The organism is Labrys wisconsinensis, assembly GCF_030814995.1.
GTDB classification, from domain to species: Bacteria; Pseudomonadota; Alphaproteobacteria; order Rhizobiales; family Labraceae; genus Labrys; species Labrys wisconsinensis.
Genome location: NZ_JAUSVX010000012.1, coordinates 284,982 through 298,615, shown reverse-complemented (window position 1 = coordinate 298,615; position 13,634 = coordinate 284,982). Strand labels below are relative to the sequence as shown.

Sequence of the window (13,634 nt, the reverse complement as noted above, 5' to 3'; positions counted from 1 at the left end):
CCGAGCCCCTCGGCTTCCCCCCACATCTCAAATACAAGGAAAACCCGATGACATTCCCGCTTGACAACAAAAGCCCCATACGAGTCCGCCCATGAGGTCGCGGGTTAAGACGGTGGCCTTTGCGTAAGGCCGCTCTTTTCCCGATCGGCCCGTACATCGGGAGGACGAGTTCGCCTCTTCCGCTCAGGCGCCTTCGCCGTCCTTCTTGTCGTCGCCGGCTTCGGCTGCGGCGCGTGCCGCCTCCGCCGCTGCCGGGTCGACCGTGCGGGCGGTCTGGAAGGTGCGGATGGGATGGACGCTCGGCCGCTCGTTGCCGGGGCGCGGCACCAGCGTCATCACGTCGCGGCGGATGCTGCCGACCAGCTCCTGGATCGAGGCGGCGTCCGGCTCCTGCCGGTGCTCCTCGGCGAGCGCGTCGACCTTGGCGCAGAGCTCGACCGAGTTGCGCGCCTGGATCCGGGCCATGGACTGGCTGATCGAGCGCAGCTCGCCGACCAGCTCGTCGCGCAGGGACTTGTGCTCCTCGGTGTCGATGATCGGCGAGGCGAGCATGCCGCGCAGCGCGGCGCGGCGCAGCCCGAGGGCCGAGATCGTGTTGGGGGTGTCGGCATCGCGCTGCGGTGCGGGGCTGGCCATGATGATGCTCCCATGGTGTCGGATTGGATGAGGCCCGGTGCACGCCCAATGTGGCGAAAGCACGATAGGGCGGTGCCTTTTTGGGCCGCGTGGCCTGCGGTAGCCGTGATTCGGCTTCGCCGTCCACTCAATTCCTGACCTTCCCCAGCGCCACCAGGAAGGGCCGCTCGCGCTCGATGGCGATGCCGTCGGCATCGACGTCGAGCGGTGCGTCGTCGAAGGCGCTGTGCCAGGCCGCGGGCGGCAGGCCCGGCAGCGCCAGCCGGTCCGGCGGCTCGCAGATCGTGCGGGTGGGAACCGCGACCAGCAGCGCCGCCTCGCCGGCGCGGCGTTCGAAGGCGATCCAGCGGCCGGCCCCGGACCTGGCGTCGAGGGGGCGGTAGTCGCCTTCGAGAAACAGCGCCGGCTGGCCGCGGCGCAGCGTCAGCAGCCGGCGCATGACGTGGAGCTTGCTGGCGCCGGTGTCGTCGTCGCGGGGGAGCGGCGGCTCGGTCGCGGCCGCCGCCTGCCGCGCCTCCCAATCGACCGGGCGGCGGTTGTCGGGGTCGACCAGCGTCAGGTCCCACAGCTCCGTGCCGCGATAGATGTCGGGGATGCCCGGCGCGGTGAGCTGCAGCACGGTCTGCGCGATCGAGGCGAGCCGGGCCGCCGGCTGCAGGCCGGCGACGAAGGCGGCGATGTCGGCGCGGAACTCGGCCGTCGCCGGCGCTTCGATCAGCGCGCTGGCGAAGGCGCAGGCCGCATCCTCATAGGCCCAGTTCGGCGCCTCCCAGCTGGTGTGGCGCTTGGCCTCACGCATCGCCTTGGTGAGATAGGCGGCCAAGCGCTTGCCGCTGATCGGCCAGACGCCGACCAGCGTCTGCCAGATCAGCCATTCGTCCAGCGCGTCCGGCGCCACGGCCTCGCTCGTGCGCTGGCGCAGCAGCTGCGTCATCGCCGACCAGCGCGCCGCCGCGGCGAGGAAGCCGTTGGAATCGAGCGAGATCAGGTTGATGCGGGCGCGGGTGTCGGCGCCGCGTTTGGTGTCGTGCGTGGCGAGCGGCACCAGGCCGCGCCGGCCCACCGCCGCGGCGGCGCGCCGATGGAACGTCTCGATCGAGCGGGCCGGCGCCTCGAGGTCGCCGCCGACCTCGTTGGCCGAGGCGAGCGCCAGGCTGCGGTAGAAGGCCGTGTCCTCCAGCCCCTTGGCCATGGCCGGGCCGCTGAGCTGCTGCAGGCGCAGCGCCAGATCCACCGCGCCCGACCGGATCCGTCCGATCAGGGCCTCGGCCGCTGCCTGGACCGGCGCCTCCTCGTGTGCGGCGACATCGGCCAGCGTCTGTCGCCAGACCGCCTCGTCGTCCTCGCCATAGCCGCGCTCGGTGGCATAGCTGCGATAGACCGGGCAATGCACCACCAGGGCGAGCGCGGCGTGCCGCCAGGCTTCCGCCGGTTGCGGCCCCGCGACCATCGCGGCGAGGCGGTCGAGCTCGCTGCCGAAGCTTTCGGTCACCACCTGGCGCTTGGCCGCGATCAGCCGCTCCTTCGGCGAGCCCAGCACCAGGGCATGACGGACGAGCAGCCCGTCCAGGCGCCGGTGGCCATCGGCGTCGATGTAGAGGCCGTTGATGTCGTTGAGCCGCTCATAGCCGGTGGTGCCGTCGACCGGCCACGGCCGCAGCGTCTCGTCGCCTTCGAGGATCTTCTCGACCACCAGCAGCGCCTGCGGCCCCATGGCCTCGCGCAGGCGCCGGCAATAGGCTTCCGGGTCGGCCAGGCCGTCGACATGATCGACGCGCAGGCCGTCGACGCTGCCCTCGGCCACCAGCGCCAGCGGCAGGCGATGGACGATCTCGAACACGGCCGGGTCTTCCACCCGCACCCCGACGAGGTCATTGATGTTGAAGAAGCGCCGATGGGTCAATTCGCGCTCCGCCGCCCGCCAATGGGCGAGCCGCCAGTGCTGCGCGTCGATGAGCGCCGCGGGAGCCTCGGCCAGCACCGCGTCGAGAGCGGCCGCGTCGACCGCGCGGAGCGCGCGTTGCGCCTCGGCGAGCCCCTCGGCGATAGGCTCGTCCTCCAGGCTGCGCCAGGCCTCGACGGCCTGCGGCGCGCCGCCCGCCTGCTCGACCAGGGCAGCGACGCTTTCGGGCCGCAGCGGGAAGGCATGGTCGAAATAGCGCGCCGCGATCCAGCCGGCGCCGTCGCGGCCGAAGCCGATCTCGCCGCGTTCCAGCACCTCGGCCGGGGGGCCGCCGAGCACCGGCAGCACCAGCCGCCCGCGATGCCAGTCGATGTCGAACATATCGGCCGCCGGCGCGCGTCGGCCGAGGCAGAGCGTCTCCATCCAGCGGCCATTGTGCCGGTCCGCCGCCATGTGGTTCGGCACGATGTCGAGGATGAGGCCGAGACCGGCCGCCCGGGCTGTCTCGACCAGGCGGCGGAATTCCTCCATCCCGCCCAGCTCCTCGCTGACGACGGTCGGGTCGACCACGTCGTAGCCGTGGCTGGAGCCCGGCCGCGCCGCGCAGATCGGCGAGGCATAGAGATGGCTGATGCCGAGGTCCCGCAGATAGGGCACCAGCGCCCGCGCGTCCGCGAAGCGGAACTCGCGGTTGAACTGCAGGCGATAGGTCGCGGTGATCGGCGGGCTCATCGGACCGGCTCCGACCAGAGGGCGGCCGCCCAGGGCCCGAGGCGCGTCGCCGCGCCGTCGATGCGGACCTCGCCGGCTGCCGCATCCGGGGCGCGGCCCGGCCCGCCGATCGACCCGGCTTCGTCGCCGAGGTTCAGCGCCATGGTCAGCGCGCCGTCGGCGAAGCGCCAGGAGACCAGCAGCGCCGCACCGTTGCGCTGCGCGCCGGCGCCCCGGAAGGCGCCCGCCGCCAGCGGCCAGACCAGCCGCCGCCGCAGCTCCGCCAGCCCGCGGAAATCATCCAGCGCCCGGCGCGGCGCCGGCTCGGCGAGCCGCCGCCACGGCAGCTTCGCGGCCTCGAACGTCTCCGGCGCCAGCGGGTCGGGCAGGGCGTCGGGCGAGCCGGGATGGCTGTCGAAGAAGGCGGCGAATTCCTCCCTGCGGCCATGGCGCACGGCGTCGGCGAGCGCGCCGTCGAAATCGCAGAAATAGGGAAACGGCGTGTCGAGACCGGCTTCCTCGCCCATGAAGGCCATGGGCACATGCGGCGACAGCATCAGGGCGAAGCGCTGCAGCGCCCGTTTCTCCGGGGCGAGCGCCTCGACGATGCGGTCGCCCAGCGGCCGGTTGCCGATCTGGTCGTGGTTCTGCAGGAAGGCGACGAAGGCGTCCGGCGGCAGGTGCGCCGAGGGTTCGCCGCGCGGCGCGCCGCGGTGGCGGCTGGTCTCGCCCTGGTAGACGAAGCCTTCGGTCAGCGCCCGCTCGACCGAGCCGATCGGCCGATGGGCATAATCGGCGAAATAGCCGGCGCTGTCGCCGGTCGTCAGCACCCGGAAGGCATGGTGGCGGTCGTCGTCCCACTGGGCGGTGAAGCGGCGCGGCCGGCCCGCGCCGTCCCGTTCGAGCCAGCGCGCCTGGTTGGCGTCGTTCTCCAGCACCAGCCAGGCGTCGGGCTTCACCGCCCGCGCCGTGGCCGCGACCTCGTCGAGAAAGAGATCGGCGCCCATGGTGCGCAGGGCGTGCACGGCGTCGAAGCGCAGGCCGTCGGCATCGTAGTCCTCCAGCCACATCCGCGCATTCTCGCAGAAGAAGGCGCGGACCAGCGGGTTGTCCAGGGCGATGGCCGGCCCCCAGGGGGTCGGCTCGCCCGGCGCGAAGAAGTCCGGGGCATAATGGTGCAGGAAGTTCCCGGACGGGCCGAAATGGTTGTAGACCACGTCGATCATGACGCCCATGCCGCGGGCATGGGCGGCCTCGATCAGGGCCCGCAGGTCCTCCGGCCGGCCATAGCGCGCGTCGGGCGCGAAGGGCAGCACCCCGTCATAGCCCCAGTTGCGCGCGCCCGTGAAGTCGGCCAGCGGCATCAGCTCGATGGCGGTGAAGCCGGCGTCGCGGAAATGGTCGAGCCGCGCCGCCAGGCCCGCGAAGCTTCCCTCCGGCGAGGCGGCGCCGACATGCACCTCGCTGAGGATCGCCTCGTGCCAGGGCCGGATGGCGCCGCTGCGCGGCGGCGGCAGCGGCGCGACGAGGAGGCTCCAGCCGTCCGCGTCGTCCGCCTGGGCCCGCGAGGCCGGGTCGGGCACGTCGAGGCCGCCGGTGCGGAACATGTAGGCCTGCCCCGGCCTCGTGCCGGGAACGAAGCACTCGAAGAAACCCGCGCCCCTGGGCTGCATCGGCAGGGCCGGCGCGTCGGGGCGCACCAGCTCCACCGACGCCGCAGTCGGGGCCCAGAGGCGGAAGACGGCGCCATTCTCCGTCAGCAGCGGACCGAAGCGCCTCAAGGCTTGCTGTCCCACACCACCAGCGAGCGGGCGGCCACCGTCACCGGCGAGCCCGGGGCGACGCTGGCGCCTTCGTGGTTGCCGGCGGTGTCGACGACGCCGACCCAGCTTTCGGTGCGCTGGGCCGGCAGGCGGAACTCGACGTCGAGATGCGAGGCGTTGAACATCACCATCACCGCCGGCTCGTTGGGCAGGACCGGAGAGAGCATGACGGTCAGGCAGCGCACATGCGGCGTGTTCCATTCCTCCGGCGTCATGCGCCTGCCGTCGGCGGCGTACCAGATCACGTCCGGCTGGCCGCGGATATTGCGCGCGCCGGTGAGGAATTCCGGGCGCGACAGGGCGCTGCGTCGCCGCCGCAGCGTGATCAGCTTGGAGACGAAGGCGACGAGCTCCGGATCCTGCCGGTGCCAGTCGATCCAGCTGATCTCGTTGTCCTGGCAATAGGCGTTGTTGTTGCCGCCCTGGGAATTGCCGAGCTCGTCGCCGCCCAGCAGCATGGGCACGCCCTGGGACAGCAGCAGCGTCGCCAGCAGGTTGCGCTTCTGCTGCTTGCGCAGGGCGAGGACGGCCGGATCGTCCGTCTCGCCTTCGACGCCGCAGTTCCAGCTGCGGTTGTCGTCGTGGCCGTCGCGATTGTCCTCGCCGTTCGCCTCGTTGTGCTTCTCGTTGTAGGAGACGAGGTCGTCGAGCGTGAAGCCGTCATGCGCCGTGACGAAGTTCACGCTCGACCAGGGCCGCTTGTGGCCTTCGCCGAACAGGTCGCTGGAAGCGGCGAAGCGGGTGGCGAAGGCGCCGAGCTTGCCCTCCTCGCCCACCCAGAAGTCGCGGATCACGTCGCGATAGTCGCCGTTCCATTCCGAGAAGCCCGGCGGGAAGGCGCCGAGCTGGTAGCCGCCCGGCCCGATGTCCCAGGGCTCGGCGATCAGCTTTGATCGCCCCAGCACCGGATCCTGCAGGATGGCGTTGAAGAAGGCGTGCGAGGGGTCGAAGCCGCCGGCGCGCCGGCCGAGCGTGGTGGCGAGGTCGAAGCGGAAGCCGTCGATGCCGTAGATCGTCGTCCACATCCTGAGGCTGTCGAGGATCATCTGCAGCACGCGCGGATGATCGGTATTCACAGCGTTGCCGCAGCCGGTGAGATTGTCGTAATAGCGCCTGTCGTCGGGCAGCAGCCGGTAGTAGGCGGCGTTGTCGATGCCGCGCCAGGACAGGGTCGGCCCGAGATGGTTGCCCTCGCAGGTGTGATTGTAGACCACGTCGAGGATCACCTCGATGCCGGCCTGGTGCAGCCGGTCGACGGCGATGGCGATGTCCTCCACCCCCGAGCCGTCGAGATAGCGCGGCTCGGGCGCGAAGAAGGCGAGGGTGTTGTAGCCCCAGTAATTGGCCAGGCCCCGGTCGACGAGGTGCCGGTCCTGCGCGAAGGCGTGCACCGGCATGAACTCGATCGCCGTGATGCCGATCCGGACGAGATAGGCGATCATCGCCGGCGTCGACAGCGCGGCGAAGGTGCCGCGCACGTCTTCGCCGAGCAGCGGGTGGCGCATGGTGAGGCCGCGGACATGCGCCTCGTAGATCACCGTCTTCGGCCAGGAATTGTGCGGGTGATGCGTCGCCACCAGCGGCATGCGCGGATGGATGCGCGCCTTGGGCACGAAGGGCGCGCTGTCGCGCGCATCCTTCACCAGGTCTGCATCCTCGCCGGCGCCGATGGTGTAGCCGTAGAGCGCATCGTCCCAGACGAGCTCGCCGACCAGCTCCCGCGCATAGGGGTCGAGCAGGAGCTTGTTCTCGTTGAAGCGATAGCCTTCGCGCGGCAGCCAGGGCCCGTGGACGCGCCAGCCATAGACCTGGCCGCGCCCCACCCCCGGGAGATGGCAGTGCCAGATGCCGTTGGTGCATTCGCGCACCGCGACGCGCTCGATCTCCTGCTGGCCCTTGGCGTCGAACAGGCAGAGCGTCACGCCTTCGGCATTGTCGGAGAACAGCGCAAAATTCACACCCGTATCGTCCGGCGTCGCGCCGAGCGGGTAGGGCGCCCCCGCATCCACACGCCTCATGGCCTGTCCATGCAGGAGGCGGCACGCAGGTCGGCCGTGGTCGCGCCGGCGCGCGCCCCGCCCGTCCCGGCCAGGCGCAGCAGCGGCTTGCCGGTGAGGCGCGCATAGAGCTTGATGTACTCCTCGGCCGAGTCGGCCCAGTCGAAGGACCGGCGCATCGCCGCGGCGCGCATGCGCTCCAGCGCCGGTGGATCGGCATGGACCGCGAAGGCGCGGTCGATCGCCGAGAGGAAGCTCTCGACCGAGAAGTCGGGGAAGAGGAAGCCGGTCTCCCCGTCCGTGATGGTGTCGACCAGGCCGCCGGTCGCGTGCGCCACCGGCAGGGCGCCGTAGCGCTGGGCGTGCATCTGCGACAGGCCGCAGGGCTCGAAGCGGGATGGCGTGAGGTAGAAGTCGCTCGCCGCCATGATGCGGTGGGCCATCGGCTCGTTGAAGCCGTTGAGCATGGCGACGTGGTCGCGGTTGTAGCGCACGGCCTCGCGCAGCCGGTCTTCCGTCTCGGCGTCGCCGACGCCGAGGATGGCGATCTGGCCGCCGCGCTCGACGATCGCCGAGGCGACCTCGGCGACGAGGTCCATGCCCTTCTGGTGGACGAGGCGCGACACCACGCCGAACAGCGGCCCCTCCGCCGGCGCCAGGCAGAGGCTGGTGCGGACGCGTTCCTTCATCACCGCCTTGCCCGCGGTGTCCTGCGCATCGAAGGGCTGGGCCAGGTGCGGGTCGTGCCGGGGATCCCAGTCTCCGCCGAGGCCGTTCAGGATGCCGGTGAGGCCGCCCTCGCGCGCCTTGCCGGCGATGAGGCCCTCGAGCCCGGCGCCGTGCTCGGGCTCGGTAATCTCGCGCGCATAGGTCGGGCTGACGGCGGTGATGTGGTCGGCATAGGAGAGGCCGGCCTTGACCAGGGAGATCTGGCCGTAGAACTCGACGCCGTCGAGGGTGAAGGCTTCGTCCGGAATGCCGAGCTGGCCGCGGCGATCCTCCGGGAACAGGCCCTGATAGGCCAGGTTGTGCACCGTCATGATCGAGGGAACGGTCGAGTTCTCCCATTTGAGGAAGGCGGGCGCCAGGCCCGTCGGCCAGTCGTTGGCGTGCACCAGGTCCGGCTTCCAGGCCAGGCCCGCCTTGCCGTCGGCGATCTGCTCGGCGGCGAGGCTGAGGCGGGCGAAGCGCAGGTCGTTGTCCGGCCAGTCCTGCCCGTCCGGCCCGGCATAGGCATTGCCTTCGCGCTGGTAGAGCGAGGGGTCGAGCACGACATAGAGCGGCAGCCCGTCGCGCGTCTTGGCCTCGCCCAGCAGGCACGGCCCGATGCCGGCGCGTCGGGGCAGGGTCCCGACCAGCGTCAGCACGTCGAGCTCGTCGATCACTTTCTGGAACCCGGGCAGCAGCACCCTGGCGTCCACGCCCTGGGCGCGCAGGGCCCGCGGCAAGGCCGCCGCCACATCCGCAAGGCCCCCCGCCTTGGCGAAATCGGCGAATTCACTGGTCACAAAAAGGATCTTCATGGGGAACGTGTCTCCACGGCCGTACCGGCGCTTCAGTCGGAAGATGCAGGTTCAATGCCCGGTCGGCGAAAATGTTCCCTGTGTGGCGGAACAATGATCGGCCTCCGGCATTCCCATGGCGTTGGCCCTCTTCGTCTGCGCGGCGCAGGCCGGGGGCGCATCGCAAGGGGGTCGCCATGGAAGAACGGGGAGAGCGTGTCCGCAGGAAGGCTCGCGAGCTCTGGCTGCTCGACGGCATGCCGGAAGGCAAGGCGCAGGAGCATTGGTACAAGGCCGAGGACATCGTGCGCACCGAGGATTTCGACGCCTTCCTCGCCAATCCCAATCCCGGCGCCGAGGCGCTCGCCAATTGCGACAGGCTCAATCCCGATCCCGCCGCCCGCCCGATCGAGCCGCCGCCGGTGCGATCCAAGCCCAAGCCGCGCGCCCGTTCCGGCGCCAAGCCGGCCCGCGATCCCCTGCTGCCGCCGATCGCCCCGCCCCGTCGCCACGAAGCCAAGCTGCAGGGAGGGCTGACATGAGCGAGGCGATCTTCACCGCCGGGCTCGGCCTGCCCGGCCTCGGCCCGATCGCTGCGGCCGACATGCTCGCCGCCCGGCCGGCCGTGCTGGTGGTGGACGACGATGCCGCCATCCGCATGATCATGGCGGACACGCTGCGCGACGCCGGCTTCGACGTCGTGGAGGCGGCGGATGCGGCCGATGCCGCGCGCCTGCTGCAGCAGCGCCGGGACTTCCAGGTGATGGTCACCGACATCCACATGCCGGGTGCGACCAACGGCTATTTCCTGGCGCGCCAGGTGCGCGAGCGCTGGCCCTATGTGGAGGTGCTGATGGTGTCCGGCCAGGCCCTGCCGGCGCGCCGCGACCTCGACCTCGACTGCGATGTCCTGTGCAAGCCGTTCGCCGGCATCGAGCTCGTCGGCCGCGTCGCCGCGCTGGCGCGGCGTGCCGCCGAGCCGGAGATCGGCGGCGGCTTCGTGGCGGGCTCGCCGCCGGCGCTCCGCGCCTGACGCCGGCGCCCCTTCCCGGCCGTGCGGCCGGGAAGCCAGAACGCGGGACAAGACCAGTTGCCAATCGATAAAGTCCCCCTACAATGCCCCGCGCCGTTTCGTCTGACGAAAGGGCCAAGCAACTGAACGGCCGGCGGATATCCGCCACGAGCGTCGCATGCGCCGGGCCGATGGGAGGACGTGATGACAAAGGACGTGTCGCCGCAGTCGCGGCGTGACTTTATCCGTGCCGCCACCGCATCCGCCGGCGCCGCCGCCGCTCTCTTCGGCGGCCTCGGCGTCAGCCCGGCGCTCGCGGCCGAGGCCGCCGCTGCGGCCGGCCGGTCCGAGAAGCCGCTGAAGGCGGCCTTCTCCAATGCCGGCCTGCAGGCGACCTGGTGCGCCCAGGGCAAGCAGGCTGCCGAATATTGGGGCAAGCTGTTCAATGTCGAGGTGACCTGGTTCGACGGCCAGCTCGACGCGGTCAAGCAGCGCGCCGCCATCGACAACATGGCGTCGCAGAAATGGGACTTCGTCGCCATCCAGGCCTTCGGCATCGGCACGCTCACCCAGCCGGTGCAGAAGATGATCGACGCCGGCACCCCGGTGATCGACATGGACACGCTGATCGCGCCGCTCGAGAAGATCAACGTGCACGCCTTCATCGCCCCCAACAACGAGTTCATGGGCGCGGCAGTGACGCAGGCCCTGGTCGCCAAGCTCGGCGGCAAGGGCAAGGTGATCATGACCCAGGGCGCCCTCGGCCATACCGGCGCGCAGGGCCGCGCCAGGGGCTTCGAATCGGTGATCAAGGCCAATCCCGGCATCGAGGTGCTCGACACCCAGCCGGCCGACTGGGACGTGACCAAGACGGCGCGCCTTTGGGAGACCTATCTCACCAAGTACCCGCAGATCGACGCCGCTTTCTTCCACAATGACGACATGGCGCTCGCCGCCTACCAGGTCATGAAGGCGCGGGGCCGCACCAACATCCTGATCGGCGGCGTCGACGCCATGCCGCCGGCGATCTCGGCGGTGGCGGACGGGCGCATGTTCGCCACGGTGCGCAATCCCTCCTGCCGCATCCATGGCGGGGCCATCATCGCCGGCGTCGCGGCCGTCACCTCGGGCGAGAAGACCGGCGAGGGCATCCCCAAGAACATCGTCGCCGACGGCCCGGTGGTCACCAAGGACAATGCCGCCGGCATGCAGTGGATGCAGGATCACTTCCTGATCTGACGCGGCGGCGGATCGGTCGGAACCGGCCCGGGCGGATCGGCTCCGCCCGGGCCTCTCACGGCGCGGCACGCGCCGAGGACAGGCGAAGCCGCGCCTGAAGCATCTAGCGATCGGGCGGAACCGCCAAAGATTGCAAGGACGCGTCGAAGCAAGGAGCGAGAGCAAGGCAGCGGTTCCATCCAAGCGCGCTTTGCTCCAAGCGAACCCATGGTGAATGCCCGATGACGCCCGACGCCGCGGCTGCGACCGGCGAAACGCCACGCCTGCAGATGGCGACCATCTCGAAATCCTTCGGCGGCGTCGCGGCCCTGCGCGACGTCGATTTCGTGTTGCGCGCCGGCGAGATCCACGGGCTGGTCGGCGAGAACGGCGCCGGCAAGTCGACGATGATGAAGATCATCGCCGGGGTCCACACCGACTACCAGGGCCGCATGCTGATCGACGGCCGCGAGGTGCATTTCCGCTCGGCGCGCGACGCCCTCGCCGCCGGCATCGGCATGGTGCACCAGGAGCTCAGCATCGCGCCCGATCTCAGCGTCGCCGAGAACGTCTATCTCGGCAAGCAGCCGGTCAATGCCCTCGGCATCGTCGACTGGGCGGCGATGACGCGCGGCGCGCGCGAGCAGCTCAAGAGCCTCGGCATCGACGTCGACCCGCGCACCCGCATGGGCTCGCTGCCGATCGGCCTGCAGCAGCTGATCGAGCTGGCGCGCGTCCTCTTCTCCGGTGCGCGCATCGTCATCCTCGACGAGCCGACCTCGGCCTTGTCGCCGCCGGAGGTGCAGCGCCTGTTCGAGGTGCTGCGCGGCGTCAGGGCGAGCGGGCGCAGCATCGTCTTCATCTCCCACTTCCTGGAAGACATCCTCTCCATCTCCGACACGGTGACGATCTTCCGCAACGGCCGGCGCATCGTCACCCACGGCACCGAGGGCATCGACAAGGGCTGGGTGATCGAGCGGATGATCGGCCTCGGCCACGAGGACCTGGAGGAGAGCTACACCGGCGCCATCGCGCTCGATTCCAAGCCCGACGCACCCGTGGTGCTGTCGGCGCGCGGGCTCGGCTTCGGCCGCGCCTATGCCGACGTCTCGCTCGACGTCAGGGCCGGGGAGGTGCTCGGCATCTACGGCTTCATGGGCTGCGGCCAGCTGGAGCTGGCGCGCACCCTGTTCGGCAAGCTGAAGGCCGAGCGCGGCGCCCTCGCGGTCGGCGGCGTGCCCATGCGCCTGCGCAACACGGCGCAGGCCCGCCGAGCCGGCATCGCCTTCGTGCCCGAGAGCCGCCGCGCCATGCTGTTCCACCAGGAGCCGGTCTACAAGAACGTCTCGATCAGCATCCTCGAGCGCATCTCCCGGCTCTGGCTCAGGCCGGCGGCCGAGCGCGCCATCGCCAGGACGCATGTGGAGAGCCTGCACATCCGCCCGCCCCGGGTCGAGGCGCGGCTCGGCGCCCTCTCCGGCGGCAACCAGCAGAAGGTGGCGCTGGCCAAATGGCTCACCCATCCGCCCAAGGTGCTGGTGCTGAGCGAGCCGACGCGCGGCATGGACGTCGGCGCCAAGGAGGACGTGGTGCAGATCGTGCGGGGCCTGCGCGAGCGGGGCATCGGCGTCGTCGTCGTCTCGGCCGAGCCCGAGACGGTGCTCTCCCTCGCCGACCGGGTGCTGGTGATGAAGAAGGGGCGGATCGTGCGCGAGTTCGCGAGCGAGACGATCAGCAAGGACCGGCTGCTGGAAGCGGCGTGAGAAGGGTTTCGACATGACGGTTCAGGAGACCAGCGCAGTGCGGACCCCGTCCGGCCCCGGCGCCTTTCTGCGCAGCCAGATGCGCAACATCGCCCCCTTCGTGACGCTGATCTTCCTGCTGGTGTTCTTCAGCGTCGCCAGCCCGTCCTTCGCCACGCTCGACAACGCGTCCAACATCCTCACGCAGATCTCGGTCACCGGCATCATGGCGGTCGGGCTGACCTTCGTGATCCTGTGCGGCGAGATCGACCTGTCGGTCGCGGCCATCGCCAACGCCACCGGCATCGTCGTCGCCTATTTCACCCTGCAGGAATCCTATGTGAACATCGCCAACGTGCCGCTGCCGGGCTGGCTCGCGGTGGTGTTCGCGCTGCTCTCCTGCGCCGCCCTCGGCCTGATCAACGCCTTCGGCACCACGGCGATCGGCATTCCCTCCTTCATCATGACGCTCGCCATGATGCAGATCGGCGCCGGCATCTGCGCCATGCTGGTGCGCGGCCAGATCGCCTATGCCGTGCCGGATATCGTCACCACGCTCGGTTCGGGCGACATCGGCGGCGTGCCCTGGATCGTGCTCGTCCTCGCCGTGTTCCTGATCGTCGGCCACGTCACGCTGACCTATACGCGCTTCGGCCGCTACGTCTTCATGGTCGGCGGCAACCGCGAGGCGGCGGAATATTCCGGCGTCAACGTCAAGCTGATCCTCGGCGCCGTGCTGGTGATCTCGGCGGTGTGCTCGGGCGTGGCCGGCATGGTCGGCGTCGCCCATTTCGGCAGCGCCCAGCAGAACGAGTTCGACGGCTATCTCCTCGATGCCATCGCCGCCGTGGTGGTCGGCGGCACCAGCCTGTTCGGCGGGCGCGGCGGCATCGGCAACACCATCGTCGGCCTCTGCGTCCTCGGCGTGCTCAACAATGGGCTCGACCACATCCAGATCGACAGCTTCCTGAAGATCCTGATCCGCGGCCTGATCCTCCTGATCGCGCTGATCATCAACGTCTACGCCCAGCGCCTGCGCGACGAGAGCGGCCCGGCAGCCGGCTGAGAGTGCGTCAAGGCATGCGGGGGC

At 70.5% G+C, this 13,634-nt stretch carries 10 protein-coding genes; 5 read left to right on the top strand and 5 right to left on the bottom strand.

Translation table 11 applies throughout. From position 1 onward, the window contains the following. Positions 1–183 precede the first annotated feature (183 nt). The 5 genes from QO011_RS28080 to glgA all read right to left on the bottom strand — a co-directional run bounded on the left by QO011_RS28080 (position 184) and on the right by glgA (position 8,593). A complete protein-coding gene (locus QO011_RS28080) occupies positions 184–636 on the bottom strand; it encodes a hypothetical protein (RefSeq protein ID WP_307279663.1) in 453 nt (150 codons plus the stop codon). 127 nt (positions 637–763) lie between these two features. Further along, entirely contained in the window at positions 764–3,271 is a 2,508-nt protein-coding gene (gene treY / locus QO011_RS28075) for a malto-oligosyltrehalose synthase (protein ID WP_307279661.1), read from the bottom strand. Further along, on the bottom strand, positions 3,268–5,031 hold the full coding sequence (treZ, locus tag QO011_RS28070) for a malto-oligosyltrehalose trehalohydrolase (protein ID WP_307279659.1): 1,764 nt from the start codon (positions 5,029–5,031) through the stop codon (positions 3,268–3,270). The genes treY and treZ overlap by 4 nt, the downstream gene beginning before the upstream one ends. Then, complete coding sequence (gene glgX / locus QO011_RS28065) at positions 5,028–7,091, bottom strand: glycogen debranching protein GlgX (protein ID WP_307279657.1); 2,064 nt, start codon at positions 7,089–7,091, stop codon at positions 5,028–5,030. Before glgX ends, treZ begins: the two co-directional genes overlap by 4 nt. Next, positions 7,088–8,593 carry a glycogen synthase GlgA gene (gene glgA, locus QO011_RS28060; RefSeq protein ID WP_307279654.1) on the bottom strand — a complete coding sequence of 502 codons (1,506 nt, stop codon included), beginning with the start codon at positions 8,591–8,593 and terminating at the stop codon, positions 7,088–7,090. Before glgA ends, glgX begins: the two co-directional genes overlap by 4 nt. Positions 8,594–8,769: 176 nt before the next feature. Here glgA and QO011_RS28055 point away from each other — a divergent pair, with 176 nt between their 5' ends. From QO011_RS28055 to QO011_RS28035, 5 genes are all read left to right on the top strand, one after another. Next, the gene (locus QO011_RS28055) at positions 8,770–9,114 is read left to right on the top strand and encodes a DUF2934 domain-containing protein (protein ID WP_307279652.1); all 345 of its coding nucleotides are present in this window, start codon (positions 8,770–8,772) and stop codon (positions 9,112–9,114) included. Further along, positions 9,111–9,605, top strand: a complete 495-nt coding sequence (locus QO011_RS28050) for a response regulator (RefSeq protein WP_307279650.1) — start codon at positions 9,111–9,113, stop codon at positions 9,603–9,605. The genes QO011_RS28055 and QO011_RS28050 overlap by 4 nt, the downstream gene beginning before the upstream one ends. Positions 9,606–9,788: 183 nt before the next feature. Beyond that, positions 9,789–10,823, top strand: a complete 1,035-nt coding sequence (locus QO011_RS28045) for a sugar ABC transporter substrate-binding protein (RefSeq protein WP_307279648.1) — start codon at positions 9,789–9,791, stop codon at positions 10,821–10,823. A 221-nt stretch (positions 10,824–11,044) separates the two neighbouring features. Continuing rightward, complete coding sequence (locus QO011_RS28040) at positions 11,045–12,565, top strand: sugar ABC transporter ATP-binding protein (RefSeq protein ID WP_307279646.1); 1,521 nt, start codon at positions 11,045–11,047, stop codon at positions 12,563–12,565. 13 nt (positions 12,566–12,578) lie between these two features. Beyond that, positions 12,579–13,610: an ABC transporter permease gene (locus tag QO011_RS28035; protein WP_307279644.1), complete on the top strand. Its 1,032-nt coding sequence runs from the start codon at positions 12,579–12,581 to the stop codon at positions 13,608–13,610. The last annotated feature ends 24 nt before the right edge of the window (positions 13,611–13,634 follow it).